The sequence below is a fragment of the Streptomyces sp. NPDC037100 genome (assembly GCF_055606225.1).
In genome coordinates, this window is sequence record NZ_JBVJSX010000002.1 from 612,528 (window position 1) to 635,637 (window position 23,110).

The 23,110-nt window shown below is 72.2% G+C and carries 18 protein-coding genes and 1 pseudogene; 7 read left to right on the plus strand and 12 right to left on the minus strand.

Translation table 11 applies throughout. The features are described 5' to 3' along the window. Window positions 1–90: 90 nt before the first annotated feature. Complete coding sequence (gene pdxR, locus ACZ7EG_RS07945; protein ID WP_471073877.1) at window positions 91–1,479, minus strand: MocR-like pyridoxine biosynthesis transcription factor PdxR; 1,389 nt, start codon at window positions 1,477–1,479, stop codon at window positions 91–93. A 47-nt stretch (window positions 1,480–1,526) separates the two neighbouring features. On the opposite strand from pdxR, the gene ACZ7EG_RS07950 reads away from it, so the two are divergent. Both ACZ7EG_RS07950 and ACZ7EG_RS07955 read left to right on the plus strand, forming a co-directional pair. Beyond that, window positions 1,527–2,036: a carboxymuconolactone decarboxylase family protein gene (locus ACZ7EG_RS07950; RefSeq protein ID WP_471073880.1), complete on the plus strand. Its 510-nt coding sequence runs from the start codon at window positions 1,527–1,529 to the stop codon at window positions 2,034–2,036. A gap of 17 nt (window positions 2,037–2,053) precedes the next feature. Next, window positions 2,054–2,776, plus strand: a complete 723-nt coding sequence (locus ACZ7EG_RS07955) for an isocitrate lyase/PEP mutase family protein (RefSeq protein ID WP_471073883.1) — start codon at window positions 2,054–2,056, stop codon at window positions 2,774–2,776. Window positions 2,777–2,779: 3 nt separating this feature from the next. Here the strand turns inward: ACZ7EG_RS07955 and ACZ7EG_RS07960 are convergent, their stop codons facing one another. The 9 genes from ACZ7EG_RS07960 to ACZ7EG_RS08000 all read right to left on the minus strand — a co-directional run bounded on the left by ACZ7EG_RS07960 (window position 2,780) and on the right by ACZ7EG_RS08000 (window position 15,004). Then, window positions 2,780–3,736 (minus strand): ABC transporter substrate-binding protein, encoded by a 957-nt coding sequence (locus tag ACZ7EG_RS07960; protein ID WP_471073886.1) that lies wholly within the window; start codon window positions 3,734–3,736, stop codon window positions 2,780–2,782. A 1-nt stretch (window position 3,737) separates the two neighbouring features. Then, a complete protein-coding gene (locus tag ACZ7EG_RS07965; protein WP_471073889.1) occupies window positions 3,738–5,687 on the minus strand; it encodes an ABC transporter permease in 1,950 nt (649 codons plus the stop codon). After that, window positions 5,687–6,793 (minus strand): quaternary amine ABC transporter ATP-binding protein, encoded by a 1,107-nt coding sequence (locus tag ACZ7EG_RS07970; protein WP_471073892.1) that lies wholly within the window; start codon window positions 6,791–6,793, stop codon window positions 5,687–5,689. The genes ACZ7EG_RS07965 and ACZ7EG_RS07970 overlap by 1 nt, the downstream gene beginning before the upstream one ends. Then, entirely contained in the window at window positions 6,790–8,322 is a 1,533-nt protein-coding gene (locus tag ACZ7EG_RS07975; RefSeq protein WP_471073895.1) for a GMC family oxidoreductase, read from the minus strand. Before ACZ7EG_RS07975 ends, ACZ7EG_RS07970 begins: the two co-directional genes overlap by 4 nt. Window positions 8,323–8,437: 115 nt before the next feature. Continuing rightward, a complete protein-coding gene (locus ACZ7EG_RS07980) occupies window positions 8,438–9,958 on the minus strand; it encodes an aldehyde dehydrogenase family protein (RefSeq protein WP_471073898.1) in 1,521 nt (506 codons plus the stop codon). Between the two features lie 463 nt (window positions 9,959–10,421). Next, a complete protein-coding gene (locus ACZ7EG_RS07985; RefSeq protein ID WP_471073901.1) occupies window positions 10,422–11,411 on the minus strand; it encodes a malate dehydrogenase in 990 nt (329 codons plus the stop codon). A gap of 391 nt (window positions 11,412–11,802) precedes the next feature. Then, the gene (locus tag ACZ7EG_RS07990; RefSeq protein ID WP_471073904.1) at window positions 11,803–13,125 is read right to left on the minus strand and encodes a helix-turn-helix domain-containing protein; all 1,323 of its coding nucleotides are present in this window, start codon (window positions 13,123–13,125) and stop codon (window positions 11,803–11,805) included. A gap of 366 nt (window positions 13,126–13,491) precedes the next feature. Beyond that, window positions 13,492–14,160 carry a DUF3017 domain-containing protein gene (locus ACZ7EG_RS07995; RefSeq protein WP_471073907.1) on the minus strand — a complete coding sequence of 223 codons (669 nt, stop codon included), beginning with the start codon at window positions 14,158–14,160 and terminating at the stop codon, window positions 13,492–13,494. Beyond that, window positions 14,150–15,004 carry a bifunctional methylenetetrahydrofolate dehydrogenase/methenyltetrahydrofolate cyclohydrolase gene (locus ACZ7EG_RS08000; RefSeq protein WP_471073910.1) on the minus strand — a complete coding sequence of 285 codons (855 nt, stop codon included), beginning with the start codon at window positions 15,002–15,004 and terminating at the stop codon, window positions 14,150–14,152. Before ACZ7EG_RS08000 ends, ACZ7EG_RS07995 begins: the two co-directional genes overlap by 11 nt. A gap of 275 nt (window positions 15,005–15,279) precedes the next feature. Here ACZ7EG_RS08000 and ACZ7EG_RS08005 point away from each other — a divergent pair, with 275 nt between their 5' ends. The 4 genes and pseudogenes from ACZ7EG_RS08005 to ACZ7EG_RS08020 all read left to right on the plus strand — a co-directional run bounded on the left by ACZ7EG_RS08005 (window position 15,280) and on the right by ACZ7EG_RS08020 (window position 19,652). Further along, window positions 15,280–15,858: a hypothetical protein gene (locus ACZ7EG_RS08005; RefSeq protein WP_471073913.1), complete on the plus strand. Its 579-nt coding sequence runs from the start codon at window positions 15,280–15,282 to the stop codon at window positions 15,856–15,858. A 133-nt stretch (window positions 15,859–15,991) separates the two neighbouring features. Further along, window positions 15,992–16,102, plus strand: a pseudogene (locus ACZ7EG_RS08010) (FHA domain-containing protein); the annotation flags it as partial. A gap of 44 nt (window positions 16,103–16,146) precedes the next feature. Then, the gene (locus tag ACZ7EG_RS08015; RefSeq protein WP_471073916.1) at window positions 16,147–17,718 is read left to right on the plus strand and encodes a protein kinase domain-containing protein; all 1,572 of its coding nucleotides are present in this window, start codon (window positions 16,147–16,149) and stop codon (window positions 17,716–17,718) included. A 182-nt stretch (window positions 17,719–17,900) separates the two neighbouring features. Beyond that, on the plus strand, window positions 17,901–19,652 hold the full coding sequence (locus ACZ7EG_RS08020; RefSeq protein WP_471073919.1) for a protein kinase domain-containing protein: 1,752 nt from the start codon (window positions 17,901–17,903) through the stop codon (window positions 19,650–19,652). 149 nt (window positions 19,653–19,801) lie between these two features. Here the strand turns inward: ACZ7EG_RS08020 and purH are convergent, their stop codons facing one another. Further along, window positions 19,802–21,364, minus strand: a complete 1,563-nt coding sequence (purH, locus tag ACZ7EG_RS08025) for a bifunctional phosphoribosylaminoimidazolecarboxamide formyltransferase/IMP cyclohydrolase (protein ID WP_471073922.1) — start codon at window positions 21,362–21,364, stop codon at window positions 19,802–19,804. Further along, window positions 21,361–22,068, minus strand: a complete 708-nt coding sequence (gene purN / locus ACZ7EG_RS08030) for a phosphoribosylglycinamide formyltransferase (RefSeq protein ID WP_471073925.1) — start codon at window positions 22,066–22,068, stop codon at window positions 21,361–21,363. Before purN ends, purH begins: the two co-directional genes overlap by 4 nt. Before the next feature lie 239 nt (window positions 22,069–22,307). Between purN and ACZ7EG_RS08035 the strand changes: the two genes are divergently transcribed. Continuing rightward, the gene (locus tag ACZ7EG_RS08035; protein ID WP_471073928.1) at window positions 22,308–23,108 is read left to right on the plus strand and encodes a hypothetical protein; all 801 of its coding nucleotides are present in this window, start codon (window positions 22,308–22,310) and stop codon (window positions 23,106–23,108) included. Window positions 23,109–23,110 lie beyond the last annotated feature (2 nt).

Below are 23,110 nucleotides of genomic sequence, written 5' to 3' on the forward strand. Positions count from 1 at the left end.
GCAAAGGCGCCTGGTGAACACCACGGAGGGGAACGACCCCATGGGGTGACCGCATCCTTCGGGCGGCGTTCCGGAAGGGAATCGGCGCGATTATCCGGGCAGTACCGCACACAGCGCGTCGAGCGCTCCCGACCAGGCGTGGTCCGGGGGAGTGCCGTATCCGACGACCAGGGCGTCGACGGGCTCGGCCCGCGCGGCGGGGTGGGTGTAGCGGGCGAGTCCGTGGAGCGCGAGACCCCGCCAGTGCGCCGCCTGGACCACCGACTGCTCGGTGCCCGGCGGCAGCCGCAGCAGGACGTGCAGACCGGCCGCGATGCCGCTGACGCGGGCTTGCGGGGCCCGGTCCGTGACGGCGGCGACCAGGGCGTCCCGGCGGCGCCGGTAGCGCAGGCGGGCTGAGCGGACGTGCCGGTCGTAGGCACCGGACGTGAGGAACTCGGCCAGGGTCAGCTGGTCCGGCACCCCGCACGTGTCGACGCCGCCCTTGGCCGCCGCGACCTCCTCCGCGAGGCCCGGCGGCAGCACCATCCAGGCCAGCCGCAGCCCGGGCGCGAGGGACTTGCTCGCCGTGCCCAGGTGGACCACCCCGTCGGGGTCCAGGCCCTGGAGCGCGCCGACGGGTTGCCGGTCGTAGCGGAACTCGCCGTCGTAGTCGTCCTCCAGCACCAGCCCGCCGGTGTGCCGCGCCCAGTCCACGACGGCCGTGCGGCGGTCGCGGTGCAGGGGCACGCCCATGGGGAACTGGTGGGCGGGGGTGAGGAGGACCGCGTCGGCCCCGGGCAAGCCGGCCGGGTCCGTGCCGAGTCGGTCGAAGGGCAGCGGGGCGGTGTCCAGGCCGGAGCCGGTCAGGATCCTGGTGTGCACGTCGAGGCCGTACGACTCGACCGCGACGGTCCGTGCCCCGCGCGCCCGCAGGACCGTGCCGAGCAGCTTCAGACCGTGCCCGACCCCGGCGCACACCACGATCCGTTCGGGGTCGGCGCGCACGCCCCGGGCACGGGCGAGGTACCCGGCGAGCGCGGCCCGCAGCTCGGGGCGGCCGCGGGGGTCGCCGTAGTCGAGCGCGTGGTGCGGGGCCGCGGTCAGGGCGCGGCGGGCGGCCTTGAGCCATTGCGCGCGCGGGAAGGACGCGAGGTCGGGGCTGCCGGGGCGCAGGTCGTAGGCCGGGCGGGCGGGTGCGCGGGGGTGGGGTGCCGCGCCGGACGGCGGGACGACCCTCCGCTCGGCGACCCGGGTGCCCGAGCCCTGCCGGGCGGTGAGCCAGCCCTCGGCGACCAGGTCGGCGTAGGCGTCGGCGACCGTGTTGCGGGCGATGCCCAGGTCGGTGGCAAGGGCGCGGGAGGACGGCAGCCGGGTGCCGGCGGCCAGCCGCCCGGAGCGCACGGCCTCGCGCAGGGCGTCGGTCAGCCCCCGTCGCAGGCCCGGCCCGGTCGGCTCCACGTGCAGGTCGAGCCCCAGAGTGGCCCATGATTCTGCCATGGAAATGGACCATACTCCTGGGCTGCTTCCTTCCTAGGGTCGAGGGCATGACGACGGACACCGACGGAACGAAGACCGTGGAATACGCCCCCGAACAGCCCGCCCGCCTGGAGTGGGCCGAGCACGTGCCCGAGGTCTACAAGGCGATGGTCCGGCTCGACGTGGCGGCCCGGCGGGGCCTGGATCCCAAGCTGCTGGAGCTGATGAAGATCCGCGCCTCCCAGATCAACCGCTGCGCGTTCTGCATCGACATGCACACCAAGGACGCCCTGGCGTCGGGCGAGAGCGTCGAACGGATCGTGCAGCTCAGCGCCTGGGACGAGTCGCGGCACTTCTACACCGCGAAGGAGATCGCCGCGCTGGAGCTGACGGAGGCGGTGACGGTCCTGACGGACGGCTTCGTGCCGGACGAGGTCTACGACAACGCCGCGAAGCACTTCGAGGAGGCCGAGCTGGCGCAGGTCATCGCCGCCATCACGGTCATCAACGCCTGGAACCGGTTCGGGGTGACCTGCCGTATGGCGCCGGGGCACTACGAGCCGGGGCAGCACAAGTGACGACCGGGAGGGCACGTATGACGGGCAAGACCGAGGTGTTCCGCGCCCTGCACCACCACCGGGCGCCCGGCGACCCGCTGGTCCTGCCCGGGCCGTGGGACGCGGCCAGTGCGCGGGTGTTCGCCGAGGCCGGGTTCCCCGCGCTCGCCACACCCAGTGCCGGGGTCGCCGCCTCGCTCGGCTACGAGGACGGGCAGGTCCCGGCGGACGAGATGTTCGCGGCGGTCGCCCGGATCGCCCGGGCCGTCGACGTGCCCGTGTCCGCGGACGTGGAGGGCGGGTACGGGCTCGCGCCGAAGGAGCTGGTGGAGCGGCTGCTCGAGGTGGGGGCGGTCGGGTGCAACCTGGAGGACTCCGCGGACGGGGTGCTCAAGGACCCACGAGCGCACGCCGATTGGCTGGCCGAGGTGCGGGAGGCTGCAGGGGACCGGCTGTTCGTCAACGCGCGCATCGACACCTTCGCCCGCGGGGTCGACGACCCCGGACAGGCCATCGAGCGGGCCGCGCTGTACGTGGCGGCCGGGGCCGACTGCGTGTACCCGATCAAGGCGCCGCCGGAGGTGCTGCCGCTGTTGCGGGCCGGGATCCAGGGGCCGGTCAACGCATGGGCTCCGACCGAAGGTGGCCCCACACCCGCCGAACTCGGCGCGCGAGGGGCCACCCGGATCACCTTCGGGCCGGGACTCCAGCGGCGGGCCGCCCGGGCCCTGCGGGAGATCGCCGACCTGCTGTCGCAGTGAACGTCAGGACAGCCACTTCTTCCACGTGGACTTGTGGCTGTCCACCCACTTCTTCGCCGCGTCCTCCGGCGTCATCTTCTTGTCGGCGATCATCAGGGAGACCTCGTTCTGGTCCTCGGTCGTCCACTTGAACTTCTTCAGGAAGGCCGCCGCCTTGCCGCCGTTCTTCGCGAAGTCCGAGTTGAGGTACTTCTGCAGCGGGGTGTGCGGATAGGCGCAGGCGACCTTCTCCGGGTCGGCGTCGCAGCCCTCCTTGTACGGCGGCAGCTTCACCTCGGTCATGGGGACCTTCTTGAAGAGCCACTGCGGGGAGTACCAGTAGGTGAGGAAGGGCTTCTTCTCCTTGGCGAACTGCTTCATCTGCGTGATCTGCGCCGCCTCGGAGCCGGCGAACACCACCTGGTAGTCCAGCTTCAGATTCTTCACCAGCGCCTTGTCGTTGGTGACGTAGGACGGCGAACCGTCCATCAGCTGGCCCTTGCTGCCGCTCTCCGGGGTGCGGAACTGATCGGCGTACTTGTTGAGGTTCTTCCAGTTCGTGACGTCCGGGTGCTTCTTGGCGAAGTACGTCGGCACGAACCAGCCGATGTGGCCGGTGACGCCGAGTTCGCCGCCGGGCGCGATCGTCTTCTTGTCCTTGACGTACCGCTGCTCCTGCTCGGGGTGGCCCCAGTCCTCAAGGAGCGCGTCGACGCGGCCCTGGCTGAGGGCGTCCCAGGCGGGCACCTCGTCGACCTGGACGGTGTCGACGCGGTAGCCCAGCTCGTGCTCCAGGATGTACTGGGCGACGGCCACGTTGGACTGGGCGCCCACCCAGGACTGCACGGACAGGGTCACGGTCTTGGAGCCCTGCGCGTTGGCGAAGGGCGAGGCCTGCTTGGTCATGTCGGCGGCCCCGCAGCCGGTGAGCAGCGCCAGGGAGCTCACCGCGGCGACCGCGGCGGTCGTACGGATCCGCATGTCAGGCTCCCTTCTTCGCGCGGCGTTCGGTGGGCTGCGTCACCCGGTCGAGCATCAGGCCGAGGCAGACGATCGCGCCGCCCGCCACCAGACCGGTCGCCAGGTCGCCCTGGGCGAGACCGAAGACCACGTCGTAGCCGAGGGCGCCACCGCCGACCAGGCCGCCGATGACGACGACGGCGAGGACCAGCACGAGGCCCTGGTTGACGGCGAGCAGCAGCGCCGGGCGGGCCAGCGGGAGCTGGACCTGCCGCAGCTGCTGCCAGCTGGTGGCGCCCAGTGAGCTGGACGACTCCAGCGCGGCCGGGTCGACCTGGCGCAGGCCCTGGGTGGTGATCCGGACGACGGCCGGCAGGGCGTAGACGATCGCCGCGGCGACGGCCGGGGCGCGGCCGACGCCGAACAGGGCGACGACCGGGATCAGGTACACGAACTGCGGCATCGTCTGGAACACGTCGAGGACCGGGCGCAGCGCCCGCTCCAGGCGGTCGCTGCGGGCCGCGGCGATACCGACGGCGAAGCCGACGACCAGGGTGACGGCGACGGCCGCCAGGACCTGGGAGAGGGTGTCGAGGGACGGCTTCCAGACGCCGAGGACGCCGATCGCGGCCATGGCGAGGACGGCGGTGAGCGCGGTGCGCCAGGTGCCGATGACCCAGGCCAGGGCGGCGACGATCAGCAGGACGCCCCACCAGGGCAGCGCCTGCAGGCCGTCGCGCATCGGGTCGAGGACCCAGGTGGTGAAGTGGCCCGCCCAGTCGGCGGTGCCGCCGACGACGGGGACGCCCGAGTACAGGTGCGCGGTCATCCAGTCGACTGCGCGGTTGACGGGCTCGGCGATGCCGACGACCCAGGCGTCGGGCCAGTCGAGGCGGCCCGCGAGCCGCCCGGCGACCGCCACGACGACGACCCCGGCGAGGGCGTAGAGCCAGCCGCGCCCGCTGTGGGGCTCGGGTTCGGCGCCGAGCTTCTCCCCCGCCGCGCCGGTGACGCGGTCCAGGACGACGGCCAGCAGCACGATCGGGATGCCGGCGGCGAGCGCGGCGCCGACGTCGACCGAGGCCAGGGCCTGGTAGACGCGGTCACCGAGACCGCCCGCGCCGATGACGGCGGCGATGACGGCCATGGACAGCGCCATCATGATCGTCTGGTTGAGGCCGAGGAGGAGTTCCTTGCGGGCCAGCGGGATGCGGGCGGTCAGCAGGCGCTGGCGCGCGGTGGAGCCGAGCGACTCGACGGCCTCCAGCACGCCCTTGTCGGCGCCGCGCAGACCGAGCGAGGTCAGTCGGGCCATGGGCGGGGCGGCGTAGATGACGGTGGCCAGGACGGCCGCCGGGACGCCGATGCCGAAGATCAGCACGACCGGCAGCAGGTAGGCGAAGGCGGGCAGCACCTGCATGGTGTCCAGGACCGGGCGCAGCACGCGGTCCATCCGGTCGGACAGCCCGGCGGCGAGACCGAGCACCGCGCCGACGACGACCGACGCGAGGACCGCGACGACCATCAGGGCGAGCGTCTGCATGGTCGGCACCCACATGCCGAGCAGCCCGCAGGCGAGGAACCCGACGGCCGTGCCGAGCGCCAGCTTCACGCCCGCCACGCGCCAGGCGACCAGCGCGCCCAGGGCCGTGACGCCGGCCCAGCCGACGGCCAGGAGGGTGAGGTAGACGGCCCGTACGGCGATGACGACGACGTTGCTGACGTGGCCGAAGAAGTAGAGGAACAGCGGGTGGCTGTCGCGGTTGTCGATGATCCAGTCGCTGGCCTTGGCGAGCGGCTCGGAGAAGTCCACGGTCAGGGCGCTCGGCCAGGTGCCGCTCGCCCAGCGGGCGTTGGCCAGGGGCACGAGGATCGCGGCGGCGAGGGCGAGCAGCAGCAGCTTGTGGACGGCCCGGTGCTTGAGGAGGGCGGGCAGGCCGACGCGCGGCGGGGACGCGGTGATGGTCGCCATCACACCGCCTCCTTGGGCTGCTGCGTCCCGGGCGGAGCGGGCTGCTCCGTCCCGGCGACGACACCGAGGAGCGTGTCGGAGTCGACCACGCCCACGCAGCGGCCCTCGTCCACGACCCGGGCCGGAGCGCCGGCGCGGGCGACCGCCTCGATCGCCTCGGAGACCGTCGCGTCGGGGCGCACGGCCGGTCCGCTGCCGTCCTGGCCCGCCGCCGGGCGGCGCATGGCCGTACGGACGGTGAGGACCTGTTCGCGCGGGACGTCCCGGACGAACTCGCGGACGTAGTCGTCGGCGGGCGCGCCCACGATCTCCTCGGGGGTGCCGAGCTGGACGATCCGGCCGTCGCGCATCAGGGCGATGCGGTCGCCCAGCTTGAGGGCCTCCTGGAGGTCGTGCGTGATGAAGACCATCGTGCGGCCCTCCTCGCGGTGCAGCCGGACGACCTCCTCCTGCATGTCCCGCCGGATCAGCGGGTCGAGCGCGCTGAACGGCTCGTCGAAGAGCAGGACTTCGGGGTCGGCGGCGAGCGCGCGGGCGAGGCCGACGCGCTGCTGCTGGCCGCCGGAGAGCTGGCCGGGGCGGCGGTGCTCCATGCCCTCCAGACCGACCTTGGCGACGACCTCGGCGGCCCGCTCGCGCCGCTCGGCCTTGCCCATGCCCTGGATCTCCAGGCCGTAGGCGACGTTGTCGAGGACCGAGCGGTGCGGCAGCAGGCCGAAGTGCTGGAAGACCATCGCGGCGCGGTGGCGGCGCAGTTCGCGCAGCCGGGAGCGGTCCATGGCGCGGACGTCCTCGCCGTCGATGGCGATGGTGCCGGCCGTGGGCTCGATCAGCCGGGTCAGACAGCGCACCAGCGTGGACTTGCCGGAGCCGGACAGGCCCATGACGACGAAGACCTCGCCCTTGCGGACGTCGAAGCTGACGTCCCGGACGGCGGCGGTGCAGCCGGTGCGCGAACGCAGCTCGGCGGGGTCGAGTGCGGTGAGCTCGGGGTCGCCGGGAACGCGGTCGGCCTTGGGGCCGAACACCTTCCACAGGCCCTCCACCGAGAAGACGGGGGCGGTGTCCATGGTCTGCTCCGTGGGGGGTTCGAGGGTCGCGGTCACTTGGAACCACCACCGATCAGCTCGGCGGCCTTCTCACCGACCATGAGGACTCCGATCATCGGGTTGACGGTGGTCATCGTGGGGAACACGGAGGCGTCGGCGATGCGGATGCCTTCCAGGCCTCGGATGCGCAGCTCCGGGTCGACGACGGCCGACCGGTCGTCGTCGGCGCCCATCTTGCAGGTGCCGGCGGGGTGGTAGACGGTGTGCGCGACCTTGCGGGCGTACTCGCTGAGCTCCTCGTCACCGGTGACGTCCGGGCCGGGGGCGACCTCGCGCTTGAGCCAGCCGGCCAGCGGCTCGGTCTTGGCGATCTCGCGGGCGATCTTGATGCCGTCGACGAGGGTCTTGCCGTCGTAGTCGTCCTCGTCGGTGAAGTAGCGGAAGTCCAGCGCGGGCTTGACCTCGGGGTCGGCGCTGGTCAGGTACAGCCGGCCGCGGCTCTTCGGCTTGGGGATGTTCGGGGTCATGGAGACGCCGAACTCCGGCCGCTGGTAGCCCAGTCGCTCCGGGTTGTCGGTGAAGGGGATCTGGTAGAAGTGGAACATCAGGTCGGGGTGCGGCAGTTCGGGGTCGCGGCGCACGAACAGGCCCGCGTCGGAGTCCATCGCGGAGTTCTCCGGGATGGGGCCGTTGGTCTCCCAGACGATGACCGACTCGGGGTGGTCGAGCAGGTTCTCGCCGACGCCCGGCAGGTCGTGCGTGACGGGGATGCCGAGCTTCTCCAGATCGGCCTTGGGACCGATGCCGGAGTGCATCAGCAGCCGGGGCGAGTCGACGGCGCCGGCGCACAGCAGGACCTCGTTGCGTGCCTTGACGAGGATCTCCTCGCCGTCCTTGGTGCGCACGTGCACGCCCTCGGCGCGGTTGCCGTCCAGCTGAAGCTTGTACGCCCAGGTCTCCAGCAGGATCGTCAGGTTGGGCCGCTCGTCCATGACCGGGTGGAGGTAGGCCACCGACGCCGAGGACCGCTTGTTGTTCTCGGGGTGGTAGGCGAGGTCGAAGAAGCCGACGCCCTCGGTGAACGGCTTCTTGTTGAAGCCGTCGACGCGCGGCACGCCCAGGGCTTCCTGGGCCGCGTCGACGAAGTCACGGGCGATGGCGTTCCGGTCCTTCTCGTCGACCGGGACGATGTTGTTGAGCAGCCGGGCGAAGTACGCCTCCATCTGCACCGCGCCCCAGCCCTTGGCGCCGGCGGCCTCCCACTCGTCCCAGTCGGCGGGCAGCGGCTTGAAGGCGATCAGGGTGTTGTGCGAGGAGCAGCCGCCCAGGACGCGGGCCCGGCTGTGCCGGATATGCGAGTTTCCGCGTGGCTGCTCGGTGGTGGGGTAGTCGTAGTCGAGTTCGCCGCCGAGCAGGCCCATCCAGCGGCGCAGGGTCAGTACGTCGTCACGGCCGACGTCACTGGGGCCGCCCTCGATGACGGCGACGGTGACGTCCGGGTTCTCGGTCAGGCGGGAGGCGATGACGGAACCAGCGGTTCCGCCGCCTATGACGACATAGTCGTACTCATGACTGGTGTGGGACATGGCGTACTTGCTCCAGTGGGGATGAAGTGAACGGGCTCGGGGGACGAGGACGTTCAGCCCGGGGTGTGGGGGTCAGCCCGGGATGAGGGGTCGGCGGCCCGGCGGGGAATGAGGGTCAGCCCGCGAACCAGCGCACCGGCTTGGGAGCGAGGTTCTGGTAGACGTGCTTGGTCTCCCGGTACTCGGCGAGTCCGGCGGGGCCCAGTTCGCGGCCCACTCCGCTCTTGCCGAAGCCACCCCACTCCGCCTGCGGCAGGTAGGGGTGGAAGTCGTTGATCCAGATGGTGCCGTGGCGCAGCCGGCCGGCCACGCGGCGGGCGCGGCCCGCGTCGGAGGTCCAGACGCCGCCCGCGAGTCCGTACTCGGTGTCGTTGGCGAGGGCGACGGCCTCGTCCTCGGTCCGGAAGGTCTCGACGGTGACGACCGGCCCGAAGACCTCCTCGCGTACGACGCGCATCTCGCGGTGGCAGTGGTCGAGGACGGTCGGCTCGTAGAAGTAGCCGCTCTCCGGACGCTGCGGGGACGGCTCGGGGCGCTTGCCGCCGGAGCGCAGCACCGCGCCCTCCTTGAGGGCGGACTCGACGTACATCTCGACCTTGGCGCGCTGCTGCTCGGAGACGAGCGGGCCGCACTCGACGCCGTCCTCGGTGCCGCGGCCGAGGCGGATCTTCTCGGCGCGCCGGGCGAGTTCGGTGACGAAGCGGTCCCGGACGGACTCCTCGATGATGAGGCGGGCACCGGCCGAGCAGACCTGGCCGCTGTGGATGAAGGCGGCGTTGAGGGCCTGGTCGACGGCGGTGTCGAAGCCCTCCTCGGTGGCGCAGGCGTCGGCGAAGACGACGTTGGGGTTCTTGCCGCCGAGTTCGAGGGCGACCTTCTTGACGGTCGGGGCGGCGGCTTCGGCGACCTTGACACCGCTGACCGTGCCGCCGGTGAAGGAGACCAGGTCGACGTCGGGGTGCTCGGACAGGCGCGCGCCGACCGAATGACCCGGGCCGGTGACGATGTTGGCGACGCCCTCGGGCAGCCCGGCCTCGACGAGCAGCTCGATGAGCGCGATCGTCGTCATCGGGGTGATCTCGCTCGGCTTGATGACGAAGGTGTTGCCGGCGGCGAGCGCGGGGGCGACCTTCCAGCTGGCCTGGAGCAGCGGGTAGTTCCAGGGGGTGATCATCCCGCAAACGCCGATGGGCTCGTGCACGACGACGCTGTGGATGTCGGTCGAGCCCGCGTCCACGACCCGGCCGGGGGCCTCGCCGGCGACCAGGTCGGCGAAGTAGCGGAAGGCGTCGGCGACACAGTCGATGTCGACGCGGCCCTCCTCGACGGTCTTGCCCGCGTCCTGAGCCTCCAGCCGGCCCAGCTTCTCGCGGTCCCGCACGAGGAGATCGGCGACGCGGCGCAGCAGCGAGGCCCGCTCGGTGACGGGGGTGTGCGGCCACGGGCCCTCGTCGAAGGCGCGCCGGGCGGCGGCGATCGCCAGATCGGTGTCCTTCTCGTCACCCTCCGCGACCACGGCGAAGGGCAGGGCGTCCGCGGGGTCGAGGATCTCGCGGGTGGCCCCGGAGGTGGCCGCCCGCCACTCTCCTCCCGCATGGATGGTTTCACGCGCCTGAAGTTCGGTACTTGCCGCCATGATCGCTCTTCGCCTTCCGTTCCTGATCAGCGCCCCTGTGTCACATTCGTGCCACTAAGAGACCGAGTTCGCCTGCCCTACTCCCGCAATTGCATGCGCACCCCTGGCCGAAAGTGCGCTGTGTCACGGGAGATGTGGACAAACAGGAGCGAAAGGTACGGAAAGCCGGCTGGCCGGTGACAGCTCGCCAGGGCCGGAAGTGCTTCCGGCGGGTCCTCCCCCACCCGACCGTCGACGGACTCGCACGGCGGGTCGGCGTGCCCGCGTGCCGGGCGTGCTCCTCGATGAGCTCGACGAGGATGCGCCGCACGTTCGGCGCGTGTCCGTCACGGACGGTGAACGCGGCGAGCCGGCCCACGTCGCCCCCGGCGCGCACCTCGCGCGGACAGACCCCACAAAGCCCGCAGGCCCCGCACCGGAGAGCCGGTGCGGGGCCTGCGCGCGAGATGCGGAGAGGCTCCGGTCAGATGAGACCGAGGCCGCGGACCGCCTCGCGCTCCTCCTCGAGCTCCTTGACGGAGGCGTCGATCCGGGCGCGGGAGAACTCGTTGATGTCCAGGCCCTGGACGATCTCGTACGTGCCGTCCTTGGTGGTGACGGGGAAGGAGGAGATCAGGCCCTCCGGGACGCCGTAGGAGCCGTCCGACGGGATGCCCATGGAGGTCCAGTCGCCCTCGGCGGTGCCGTTGACCCAGGTGTGGACGTGGTCGATGGCGGCGTTGGCGGCCGACGCGGCGGAGGACGCGCCACGGGCCTCGATGATCGCCGCACCGCGCTTGGCGACGGTCGGGATGAAGTCCTCGGCCAGCCACTTCTCGTCGTTCACGACCTCGGCGGCGTTCTTGCCGGCGACCGTGGCGTGGAAGATGTCGGGGTACTGGGTGGCGGAGTGGTTGCCCCAGATGGTCAGACGCTTGATGTCGGCGACCGTCGAGCCCGTCTTCTTCGCGAGCTGGGTCAGCGCGCGGTTGTGGTCCAGGCGGGTCATCGCGGTGAACCGCTCGGCCGGTACGTCCGGTGCGGCGGCCTGGGCGATCAGCGCGTTGGTGTTGGCCGGGTTGCCGACGACCAGGACCTTGATGTCGTCCGCGGCGTGGTCGTTGATGGCCTTGCCCTGCGGCTTGAAGATGCCGCCGTTGGCCTCCAGCAGGTCGCCGCGCTCCATGCCCTTGGTGCGGGGGCGGGCGCCGACGAGCAGACCGACGTTGGCGCCGTCGAAGGCGACGTTCGGGTCGTCGGTGATCTCGATGCCCTGAAGGAGCGGGAACGCGCAGTCGTCCAGCTCCATGGCCGTGCCCTCGGCCGCCTTCAGGGCAGGAGTGATCTCCAGCAGGCGCAGCTTCACCGGCACGTCCGCGCCGAGCAGCTGACCGGAGGCGATGCGGAAGAGCAGGGCGTAACCGATCTGGCCGGCCGCGCCGGTGACGGTGACGTTCACGGGAGTGCGGGTCATGGCGTTCTCCGTATGACAGCTGGCGGTGGGGCGGTCCCTGCCCCGGACGTTTGATCGATCTCTTGGCGTCAAGAGATCGATCCAGCGGTCAGGCTACCGCGCATCCGGGATCTCGGACGTCCGGGTCGGTGTGGCCCGGCCCACAACACCGTCCCGGCCGGTACGCATGTGCCCGCCCTCATGCAAGAGGCGTCCGCCCGTCTGCCCGCCCCCATGCAAGAGGCGGCCGCCCGTCCGGGAGAGGAGGACGAAGGCGGCCGCCTGGGGGATACCGACCGTGCCGGACTCCCGTGGGGGTACGGTTCACGTGCCCCCGATTCCGGCGGGCATTCCACCCTCTTTCGAAATTTCTCCGCCCGGCCCGGTCATGGGGCGCTGCCTTGCCGCCCCGTCAGTCGGTGCAGCCCTGCTGCCCTGCCGTCAGCGTCGCGCAGGCCTTGGCGTCGGCGGCGCTCTTCACGGCCACCATCGGGGTGTAGGCGATGCTGTCCCCGGTCGCGGTGATGCTGCCGGTCTGCTTCGCCTTGCCCGAGCTGATCTGGACCTCGTCGCCCTGGGCGGCCTGCGTGATGCGTCCCCAGGCCGCCTTGCAGGTCTCGCTGTAACGGACCTCGACCGTGGTCGTGCCGACGGTCGCCGTCTGCGCGGTGGTCACCAGCTCACCGCTGCACCCCATGGCCTCCGCGTCCTTGCCGGTGCAGCCGGCGCCGCTGCACTTCACGCCGGGCGGCAGCTTCGGGTCGCTGCTGACGGTCGGCGAGGGCGACGGGCCACCGCCCTTGGCCTCGTCGTCGCCACCGCCGCCGGTGAGGTAGAACGCGCCGGCGATCACCACGAGCACGCCCACGACACCCGCGACGAAGGTCACCGTCCGCTTCTTGCCCGCGGCGGAGGCGGCACCCGTGCGGCGAGTCCCCCCTGCGCCACCGGCCCCGCCCGCCCGGGACGGGACGGCGTCCTGCGGTTCGCCGTACGAACCCGCCCCGGCACCGGGAGTCCGGCCGGGGCCGCCGGACGGCCCGGCGGAGGTTCCGGGACCCGAGCCGGGCCGGGGTCCCCTGCCCCCGCCGGAACCGGCGGAGCGCCCGCCCGTCGGCGACGGGCCCTGGTACCCGGCCAGTCCCCACGAATTGACCTCGGGCTCAGCGCTTCGGCCGCTCTCCCGCAGATCCGAGCCGGTGGAGTCCTGAACCTCCGGGGCCGTCGGCTGGGGCGGCACGGACGGGGCCACACCGGCCGGTCCCGCGATGCCCGGTGTGACCGTGGTGCCGCCGCCCCTGCCGGCGGGCTTGCCGCCGCCCGCGGAGGCCGCTCTGCCGTCACCCGCCGAGGCCGTCCTGCCACCGGCCGAGGGGTCGCTGAAGTCCTGCCCGCCGAACTCCCCGAGCGCCGCGCGCGCCTGGGAGATCCGGATGGCCTCCATCGTCATGTCGTGCCGCATCTCCGAGCGGCTCCAGGCACGCTCGGCGAGCTCCCACATCGTGGTCAGGTGCACCGGGTTGGTGCCGGTAACCTCGGCCAGGGCCACGATCGCGCCCTTCGGGGCGAGCAGCCGGCCGTTCAGGTAACGCTCCCACGACGTCTTGCTGTAGCCCGTGCGGTCCGCGACCGACGCGATGCTCAGTCCACCGCGGTCCACGAGCCTGCGCAGCTGGCTGGTGAACTCCCTGATCTGTGGATCGAGCTCATCCGGCAAGGCCTTCCAACGAGGCATTGCTCCCCCTCTTCCCCCCGAAACGTGCTGATATTTCTCGCGCTGTTCGCCCCGCGCGTGGCGGCCTCGGCCGAGTCCCCGTTCTGGATACCCACAGGGATGCGCCCAGTCAGGATCTCAGTTCCCTGACGAGGGGCGCACAGGAGCGTGGTGACCGCGCGCGATACACCCTGGACCGTCCCGATTGTCCATGCCAACCCCGCCGTCGCACCACGTTGTGTGGTATTGGAAGCGAGACGTACCGGAACTGTCACTTCCGTGCCACAGCGCACTGACAGTCGTTGAACAGGCCGTTCGCGGTGCAGGAAGGTGGGGCGTGGCGGCGGCCCGTCCTTCCTCGGGGGAGAGGACGGACCGCCGTCCTCGTCATTCGTTGGTGACCGTGAAGTGCAGGGTGTCCTTCAGGAACGGGATCTGCAGCCACGGCTTCGGCTGTGCCATCAGCGCCAGCATGACGATCACCAGGCCCAGCAGGCCGTAGGTGACGATGTCCGTGAAACGGGAGCGGACGGCGAGCATGCCGACGTCCGGCAGCAGCCAGCGCATCGCGCCACCGCCCAGCAGGGCGACGCCGATCAGCAGCGTCCCGAGCCGGAACTGGCCGAACGCGGTCACCAGCAGCCCGGCCCCGGCCAGCGCCAGCACGGCGAGCACGGGCCACTGCCGCGCCGGCGCGGGAGCGTCCCCGGACGCGGCCCGGCCGCCGCCCTCGGGCCGCGCGGTGTCCTTGGTGAACAGCGGGAAGCGCCGGGTGACCCGCCGCGGCCGCCCTGCGGCGTCGGGCGCGCTGACGGGGTCGCGGACGGTGAGCTCCTCCGGCGGCTCGTGGCCGCTTGGGGCCTCTTGCCTGTCCGGGGCTGTGCGCCCGCCGGCTTCGCGCCCGTCCGGGGTCGTGCGTCCGTCCGGGGCCTCGTGCCCGGTCAAGGCCTCGTGCCCGCCCTGGGCCTCGTGCCCGCTCGGGGCCGTGCGCCCGCTCGGGGCCTCGTGCCCGCTCGGGGCCGTGCGCCCGCTCGGGGCCTGGTGCTCAGCCGGCACTGCGCTCCGCCGCCTCGACCACGTTGACGAGCAGCTGGGCACGGGTCATCGGGCCGACTCCGCCGGGGTTCGGGGAGATCCAGCCGGCGACCTCGGCGACGTCGGGGTGGACGTCGCCCACGATCTTGCCCTCGGCGCTGCGGGAGACGCCGACGTCGAGGACGGCCGCGCCGGGCTTCACGTCCTCGGCGCGGATCAGATGGGCGGAGCCGGCCGCGGCGACGATGATGTCCGCGCGCTTGAGGTGCGCCGACAGGTCACGGGTGCCGGTGTGGCACTGCGTCACGGTCGCGTTCTCGCTGCGGCGGGTGAGCAGCAGCGGCATCGGCCGGCCGATGGTCACACCGCGCCCGACGACCACGACCTCGGCGCCCTTGATCTCCACGCCGTAGCGGCGCAGCAGCGTCAGCACGCCGTTCGGAGTGCAGGGCAGCGGGGCGGGCTCGTTGAGGACGAGGCGCCCCAGGTTCATCGGGTGCAGCCCGTCCGCGTCCTTGTCCGGATCCATCAGTTCGAGGATGCGGTTCTCGTCGATGCCCTTGGGCAGCGGCAGTTGCACGATGTACCCGGTGCAGGCCGGGTCCTCGTTCAGCTCGCGGACGGCCCGCTCGATCTCCTCCTGGGTCGCCGTGGCGGGCAGTTCGCGCTGGATGGAGGCGATGCCCACCTGCGCGCAGTCGCGGTGCTTGCCGGCGACGTACTTCTGGCTGCCGGGGTCGTCCCCGACCAGGATCGTGCCGAGGCCGGGCGTGACGCCCTTCTCCTTCAGCGCCGCCACGCGGGCGGTCAGATCGGACTTGATCGCGGCTGCGGTGGCCTTGCCATCGAGAATCTGGGCGGTCATGAACCCCATCCTCGCGGATGACCCCGCCACGGTTCCAATCCGACCGCAATCCGGGCACCGCGGGGCCCCTCGTCCCGTATCCGCCCATGATCAGCGATGTTGCACTTGCACAACACATCGGGAATGCGGCTGGACAAGCCGGTCAGTGGTGCAGAACGATGACATGACAAGTGCCGCGGGCAGCTCAACGGGGGGACGGTCGCAATACTGAAGGTTTTCCTCCGTGCGGATGTCGCGCGTCGTTTCCGCACAAGGACCAACGGAGGAAGTCCCCCATGAGCTACGGCGACCCGAACAACCCCTACGGCGCTCCCCAGGGGCAGCAGCCGCAGCAGCCGGGCTACGGTTACCCGCAGGACCAGGGGCAGGCTCCCGGGTACGGCTACCCGCAGGCCCCTCCGGTGTCCCCCTACGGCGGCCCCGCCGCGCCGACCACGATGCCCGGCTCGGTGAGCGCGGCCCGCGTGATGATGTGGGTCATCGTCGGCCTCCAGGTCGTGGGCATCGCCATCTTCGCCTTCGCCGCCGTTGCACTCAACGCCGCGAAGGACGACGCGTCCCTCAAGGACAACACCGCCTTCCAGGACCTGGTCGGTGACTCGACCGGTGTGATCTGGGGCTACGTGGTGTTCGGCCTGGCCTGGCTGGTGTTCGCGGCCGTCCTGGCGACGAAGTTCAAGAACGGCGGCAACGGCGCCCGGGTCACCATCCTGGTCTTCGCCATCATCACGGCGGTCCTCGGCATCTACCCGTTCGTCGTCGTGGGCCTGGTGCACACCGTCCTGGCCATCCTGGTCGCGGTGTTCGTCGGCAACGCCAACGGCAAGGCCTGGTTCAACCGGCCCCGTTACTGAACCGACCCGGTCGACAGGACCGGTTCACGCCAAACACTTCCAAGGGCCGTGTCTCACCCGTTCGAGGGGGGCACGGCCCTGGTGCGTCGCCCTAGTCTGACGGTGGTAGCTGTTCAGGCACGGGGAGAGCACCTTGTACAGCATCATCGTGGTACCTCCGCCGACCACGGAGGACGAGCGAAACCGCACCCCCCTTCACATCGCGCCCGGTGAACGACCCGCCCGCGGCGGAGCCGCGCACGGCGCCGCCGGGACCCCCGGCCGTCCCGACCGGGCCGGGGCGATCCGGTGACCGAGGCGTACGCCGTACCCGTGCCCAAGGGCTACCGGGTCGGCGTCTGGGAGGTGCGCGAACCCATCGCGACGGGCGCCTTCGGCAGTGTGTACGCGGCCCGGCGCGTCGGTGACGGCTCCGGCACCCGACTGCCGCCCACGGCCGCGCTGAAGTTCCTGCCCACCGGGACGGCCACGCCCCGCCGGCTGACCCACCTGCGCGAGCTGATCGAGCGGGAGGTCGAGCTCCACCGGCGGCTGCGGCATCCGCGGCTGGTGCGGATGTACCAGACGCTGACGGTCGACGATCCGGCCCACCCCGACCTGGACGGCGCCACCGTCCTCGTCCTGGAGAAGGCCGAGGGCTCCCTGTCGGCCCTGCTCGCCGCCACGCCCCGGCCCGCCGCCGGCCCCGCGCTGCTCGCGCAGATCGCCGAGGGCCTCGCCCAGCTGCACGACGCCGGCTGGGTGCACGGCGACCTGAAACCGGCCAACGTGCTGCTGATGGTGGACGGTTCGGTCCGCCTCGCCGACTTCAACATGGCCGCCGAACTGGAGGGCACCCACGCCTACACGCCGGCCTTCTCCACCCCCGACTACACCCCGCCGGAACTCCTGTGGACCGAGATCGGCGAACGGGGCCGGCGTATCCGCCCGTCCGCCGACATCTGGGCCTTCGGTGTCCTCGCCCACCTCGTGCTCACCGGCTCCTTCCCGCTGCCCGGAGCCACCCCGGCCGCCCGCCGCGACGCGGCCGCGGCGTACGCCCGCGGTGTCGACGAACTGCGGCTGTCGTTTGAACTGCCCGACGACTGGCGGGAGATCGTGCGCGCCTGCCTGACCCGGACGCACCAGCAGCGCATCGGCGGCGCGGCGCTGCTGCGCCGGGTGACGTCGGCCGCCGGCCCGGGCGGTCACGCCTTCCGCCTGCCCCGTCTGCGCCCCGACCGCCGCCGCCTGCGCCGCCGGTCCGTCGCGGCCGTCCTGGCCGGGGCGGTGACGGCCCTGGCCGCCCTCGCCTACGGCATCAGCGTCTGGGCCGGTGCCGGGAGCAGCGGTGGCAGCGGCTCCGGCGCGACCGCGAACGTCTCCGCGGCCGCGTACGGCGCCTCCGAACTCCGCACCGACCGGGGCGTTCCGCCCGCCTACCGGCTGCTGATCGTCGAGACGGCGCACGACTGCGACCAGAAGGAGGTCACCCCGGTCCTGATCGCCGCCATGCTGAAGGTGGAGAGCGACTTCGACCCGGACCTCTCGGACCCCGACAACAACGAGTACGGCATCGCCCGTTGGACGCCGCGCGTCCTGCGCTGGTGGATGAACGAGGACGGCACCCCCGGTGAGACGGTCCCCCAGCCTCCCTTCCCACCCGCCGAGTCCATCCCGGCGATGGGCCGCTACCTGTGCTGGATCGCCCCGCGCCTGCACGAGGACCTGCCCGGTGACCGGCGGGTCCTGATCGCCGCCGCCTACCGCACGTCGTACCGGACGGTGAACGCGACGGGCGGCGTGCCCCCGGACGTGACCGCCTACGCCGACCGCATCGCCCATTTCCTCAAGGAGTACGCACCGCCCGGCAAGAAGTGATACGCCGACTCCCGGCCCGGTCCACGGCTGACGGCACAAGTCCCCAAGCACACAAGTGATCTGCGGCCCGCCGGATCTCCGGTGGGCCGTTCATGTGAACGGTAACCTTCGGTCAAACTGCCGTGCGATTGCTCGTTGCGAGACCGCAGCACATCGGGGGACCCATGTCAGACCAACGGCCGATGCCGCCACACTCGCCGGCGTCCGGGGACGCCGCGTTGGAGCAGGCGGGCGCGAGTCCCTTACGTTCCAGGGACCCGGGACGGATCGGCCCCTACTTATCGCTCGGGCTGCTCGGCAGTGGCGGCATGGGCCGCGTCTACCTCGCCCGCCCCGCCGACGGCACCGCCGGTCTCGCCGCCGCCAAGGTGATCCGCCCCGAGTACGCCGAAGACCCCCGGTTCCGGCGGCGTTTCGAGCGGGAGGCCTCCGTGCACGCCCGGCTGCGTACGCCGCACGCGCCGCCCCTGCTCGGCAGCGGGTTCGAGGACGAGTTGCTGTGGATGGCGACCCGGTACCTTCCCGGCCTCAACCTCGCCGACGCCGTCCGCGAGTGCGGTGCTCTCGAGCCGGCCGGGGTGTGGCGGCTGGTGGCGGAACTGGGGCGGGCGCTGTCGGCACTGGACGCCGCCGGGGTCGTACACCGGGACCTCAAGCCGTCCAACGTGATCCTTTCGCCGCAGGGCGCGCACGTCATCGACTTCGGCATCGCGCAGGCCGCCGACAGCAGCTCGATCACCATCACCGGAAACCGGGTCGGTACCCCGGCCTACATGGCGCCCGAGTACCTGCGCGAGGGGCGCTGCGACACCGCCTCCGACGTCTTCTCCCTCGCCTGCGCGATCGTCTACGCCGCCACCGGGCACGCCCCCTTCGGGGACGGCACGGGCGTGGACGTCATGCACCGGGTCGCCTTCGAAGAGCCCAAGCAAGAGGTCATGGCCGAACTGACGGCCTCGGATCCCGCGTTGGCCGCGCTGCTGTCCGCCTGCCTCGCCAAGGACCCGGGCGGGCGGCCCACCCCGCAGCAGTTGACCGGCGCGGCCGCGGCGGCAGGCCACGACCGCAGCTCTTCCTGGCAGGAACCGCTGGCCACCCGTCTGTTCGCCCGGCAGCGGGGCTGTCGGCTACTGGAACGTTCCTCCGCCGAGGAGACCGGCCACTTCCGTGCGCCCACGCCGCCGGGACGGCACGGCGGCCCGGCGACGCCGCCCGTTCAGGACACCCCTTCCGCCGCATCCCCCACTAGCGAGCACGCCGACCGCCGTGGGCGAAAGGTGCCGCATCTCGCCCTCGCGGCCGTCATCGCCGTGGCCGCCGTCGCCGCGAGCGCCTTCTTCCTCACCCGCCCGGACCTCGCCGACGGCGCGTCGGCCGCGCCGACGGCCTCCAGCGACGTCACCTCCGTCGACGAACCGGCCTCGAACCTGCCCGGCTCCTCCGCCTCGCCCTCCGCCACCGTGGAGAACAAGACCGGCCCGGAAGAGGTGAAGGAGGAGGCGCGGGAAGACGCCGACAGGGATGCGTCCGGGTCGGCGGGCCGTCCCGGCGGAGCAGGAACCACCCCCGACGGTGGCGCCACCGCCCCCTCGGGCAGCGGCGAAACCGGCAGCGGCGAGACCGGGAGCGACAGCGGCGGCAGCGCCCAGGCCCCCGCCCCCACCGCGACGAAACCCGCCACCCCGCCCTGGATCGCCCGGTGCACCCACTACTCCGGCACCGAACTCACCCGGCGCGGCGACAGTGGCCCGCGCGTCGTGCAGGTGCAGTGCATGCTGACCGAACGCGGCTACGGCCTGGGCGGCACGGGCGTGGACGGCCAGTTCGGCAAGGGCACCGACGCGGCGGTGCGGAAGTTCCAGCGTTCCGTGGGACTCAGCCCCGACGGCAAGGTCGGACCCGGAACATGGGCGGCACTGCGCAGTACGAAGTGACGGGTGTGTCGGCCCGCTCCCGGCCAAGACCCGGCAACGGCACAGCCCGAAGACTGCCCACCGTTGGCAGTGATCCACCGACCCGGGCGTACGAGTATGCGGTGACGGAGCGGGCCGGCGGTACCGCCGGCCCGCTCCGTCACCGGGTCTCAGTGGAAGAAGTGCCGCGTGCCGGTGAAGTACATCGTGACGCCGGCCTTCTGCGCGGCCTCGACGACCAGCTCGTCACGGACGGAACCGCCGGGCTGGACCACGGCCTTCACTCCGGCCTCGGTGAGGATCTCCAGGCCGTCCGGGAAGGGGAAGAACGCGTCGGACGCCGCGTACGCGCCCGCGGCACGCTCCGCACCGGCCCGCTCGACGGCCAGCTTCGCGGAGTCCACCCGGTTGACCTGCCCCATGCCGACGCCCACCGAGGCGCCGTCCTTGGCGAGCAGGATCGCGTTGGACTTCACCGCGCGGCAGGCCTTCCAGGCGAACGCCAGCTCGGCCAGCTCCTCGGCGCTCAGCGCCTCACCGGTCGCCAGCGTCCAGTTGGCCGGGTCGTCGCCGTCGGCCTGGAGGCGGTCGGTGACCTGCAGCAGCGCGCCGCCGTCGATCGGCTTGACCTCGACCGGCGCGGCCGGCCCGTCGGCGCAGCGCAGCACGCGGATGTTCTTCTTCTTGGTGAGGGCCTCCAGGGCGCCCTCCTCGTAGCCGGGCGCGACGATGACCTCGGTGAAGATCTCCGCGACCTGCTCCGCCATCTCCTTGCTGACCGGGCGGTTGACCGCGATCACGCCGCCGAACGCCGACAGCGGGTCGCAGGCGTGCGCCTTGCGGTGCGCCTCGGCGACGTCCGCGCCGACCGCGATGCCGCAAGGGTTGGCGTGCTTGATGATCGCGACGGCCGGCTCGGCGTGGTCGTACGCGGCACGGCGGGCGGCGTCCGTGTCCGTGTAGTTGTTGTACGACATCTCCTTGCCGTGCAGCTGCTCGGCCTGGGCGAGGCCGCCCGTGCCGGAGACGTAGAGCGCGGCGGGCTGGTGCGGGTTCTCGCCGTAGCGCAGGGTGTGCTCGCGCTCCCAGGTGGCGCCGAGGAAGTCGGGGAACTGCGACTCGTCCACGGGCGCGTAGGAGGAGGCGAACCAGGAGGCGACGGCCACGTCGTAGGCGGCCGTGTGCTGGAAGGCCTCGGCGGCGAGCCGCTTGCGGGTGGCGAGGTCGAAGCCGCCGCTCTGGACGGCCTTGAGCACGTCGGCGTAGCGGGCCGGGCTGGTGACGACCGCGACCGAGGGGTGGTTCTTCGCGGCGGCCCGGACCATCGACGGACCGCCGATGTCGATCTGCTCGACGCACTCGTCGGGCGAGGCACCGGAGGCGACGGTCTCGCGGAACGGGTAGAGGTTCACGACGACGAGGTCGAACGGCTCGACACCCAGCTCGGCGAGCTGCTCGCGGTGGCTGTCCAGGCGCAGGTCCGCGAGGATGCCCGCGTGCACGCGCGGGTGCAGGGTCTTGACCCGGCCGTCCAGGCACTCGGGGAAGCCGGTGAGCTCCTCGACCTTGGTGACGGGGACGCCGGCAGCGGCGATCTTCGCGGCGGTGGAGCCGGTGGAGACGAGCTCGACCCCGGCCTCGTGGAGCCCGCGCGCGAGGTCCTCGAGCCCGGTCTTGTCGTAGACGCTGACGAGCGCCCGGCGAAGGGGCCGCTTGTTGCTCTCGGCGGTCACTGGATAACTACCTTTCGTCCCTCAATGCGATAGCCGTTGCGGGCGAGGCGCCCCACGACCTCGACGAGCAGCCTTCGCTCGACTTCCTTGATGCGCTCGTGCAGAGCGCCTTCGTCGTCCTCGTCCCGGATCTCCACCACGCCCTGCGCGATGATCGGCCCGGTGTCGACGCCGTCGTCGACGAAGTGGACGGTGCAGCCGGTGACCTTGGCGCCGTACGCGAGCGCGTCCCGCACGCCGTGGGCTCCCGGGAAACTGGGCAGGAGCGCGGGGTGCGTGTTGACGAACCGCCCGCCGAACCGTGCGAGGAACTCCTTGCCGACGATCTTCATGAACCCGGCGGAGACGACGAGGTCGGGCTCGTGCGCCGCGACGGCCTCGGCGAGGGCGGCGTCCCACTCCTCGCGGCTGGCGTGGTCCTTGACCTTGCACACGAAGGTGGGCAGCCCCGCGCGCTCGGCACGCGCCAGCCCCTCGATGCCCTCGCGGTCCGCGCCCACGGCCACGACCTCGGCCCCGTAGGCCTCCGCGCCGACGGTGGCGATCTCGTCGAGCAGCGCCTGGAGATTGGTGCCGGATCCGGAGACCAGCACGACGAGGCGCTTGGCGCGCGGGGCCACGGGCTTGGGGGCGGCCACGGTGGAGGCCTTTCTCGGGGGAGCGTCTGTCCAGGGTGGACGGCACGCCACGCTTTGTGCATTCATACAAATGCTTTGCGTCCCCGGATACGGGGAAGCCTACGAACCGGCCGACCGTCAGCAACGATACCGGCACACCGGACGGCCCCCACGGGACGGGGGCGGGGCCGGAAGGTAGCGTCTGGGCGGAGCCGGTTCGGGAACGACGTCCGGACGTGGTGCGTTCAGGAGGTGACGGACCCGGGTCCGACGCCGTTTCGTTCTGTCCACCCATTCCTCCTCACCAACGGGAAGACGCTCACTTGATGCCGGACCGCAGCCTGCGACTCCTCACGTTCCCCCAGCTGTCGCCGCAGGGAGGGGAGCGCGGCGCCGTGCTGCTGAGGGAGCGCCCCAGCTCACCGCCCGACGCGCCTTCGGGCGGCGACGGCGGGGAGGGGCGTGGCCGCGGGCCTCAGGAGGACAACCCCTTCGCCCCGCCGCCCGAGGGCACGCCGGACCGGCCCTGGCAGCCGCGGCGCCCGTCGGGAGAGGACTCCCCGGGCTCCCAGGACGGTGGCGGGCGTGACCGCTCGCCCTGGGGCAGCCAGTGGAGCGACCAGCAACCCGGCCGCTCCCCCGGCGGTTTCGGTGAGCGTCCCCGCCCCGGCGGGTCCGAGGGCCAGGGCGGCGGCCCCCAGAGCGGCGGCCCGAACATGCGCTGGGACCCGACGGATCCCGCGCAGCGCCGGGCGCGCTATGCCCTGCTGTCGGGCATGTGGGCCTTCTTCTTCGCCCTCTTCAGCTGGCCGTACGTGGCGCTGCTGCTCGGCGCGCTCGCCCTCTACTGGGCCATCAGCTCCCTGCGCGCGGGGCCCCGCAAGGCCGACCCGGACTCCCCCGCCCCCGAGCAGCAGGGCGGCGGCCGCCCCCAGACGACGGCGGCGGTGAGCGGCCTGGTCACGGCGTCCCTGGCGATCGCCCTGGTCGCCGCGACCTTCACGGCGCAGCTGGTCTACCGCGACTACTACACGTGCACCAACGACGCCCTCACGAACGAGGCGAAGCAGTCCTGCTCCAAGCTTCTGCCGGAGGAGCTCCGGGGGCTGCTGGGGACGGACGGCTGACA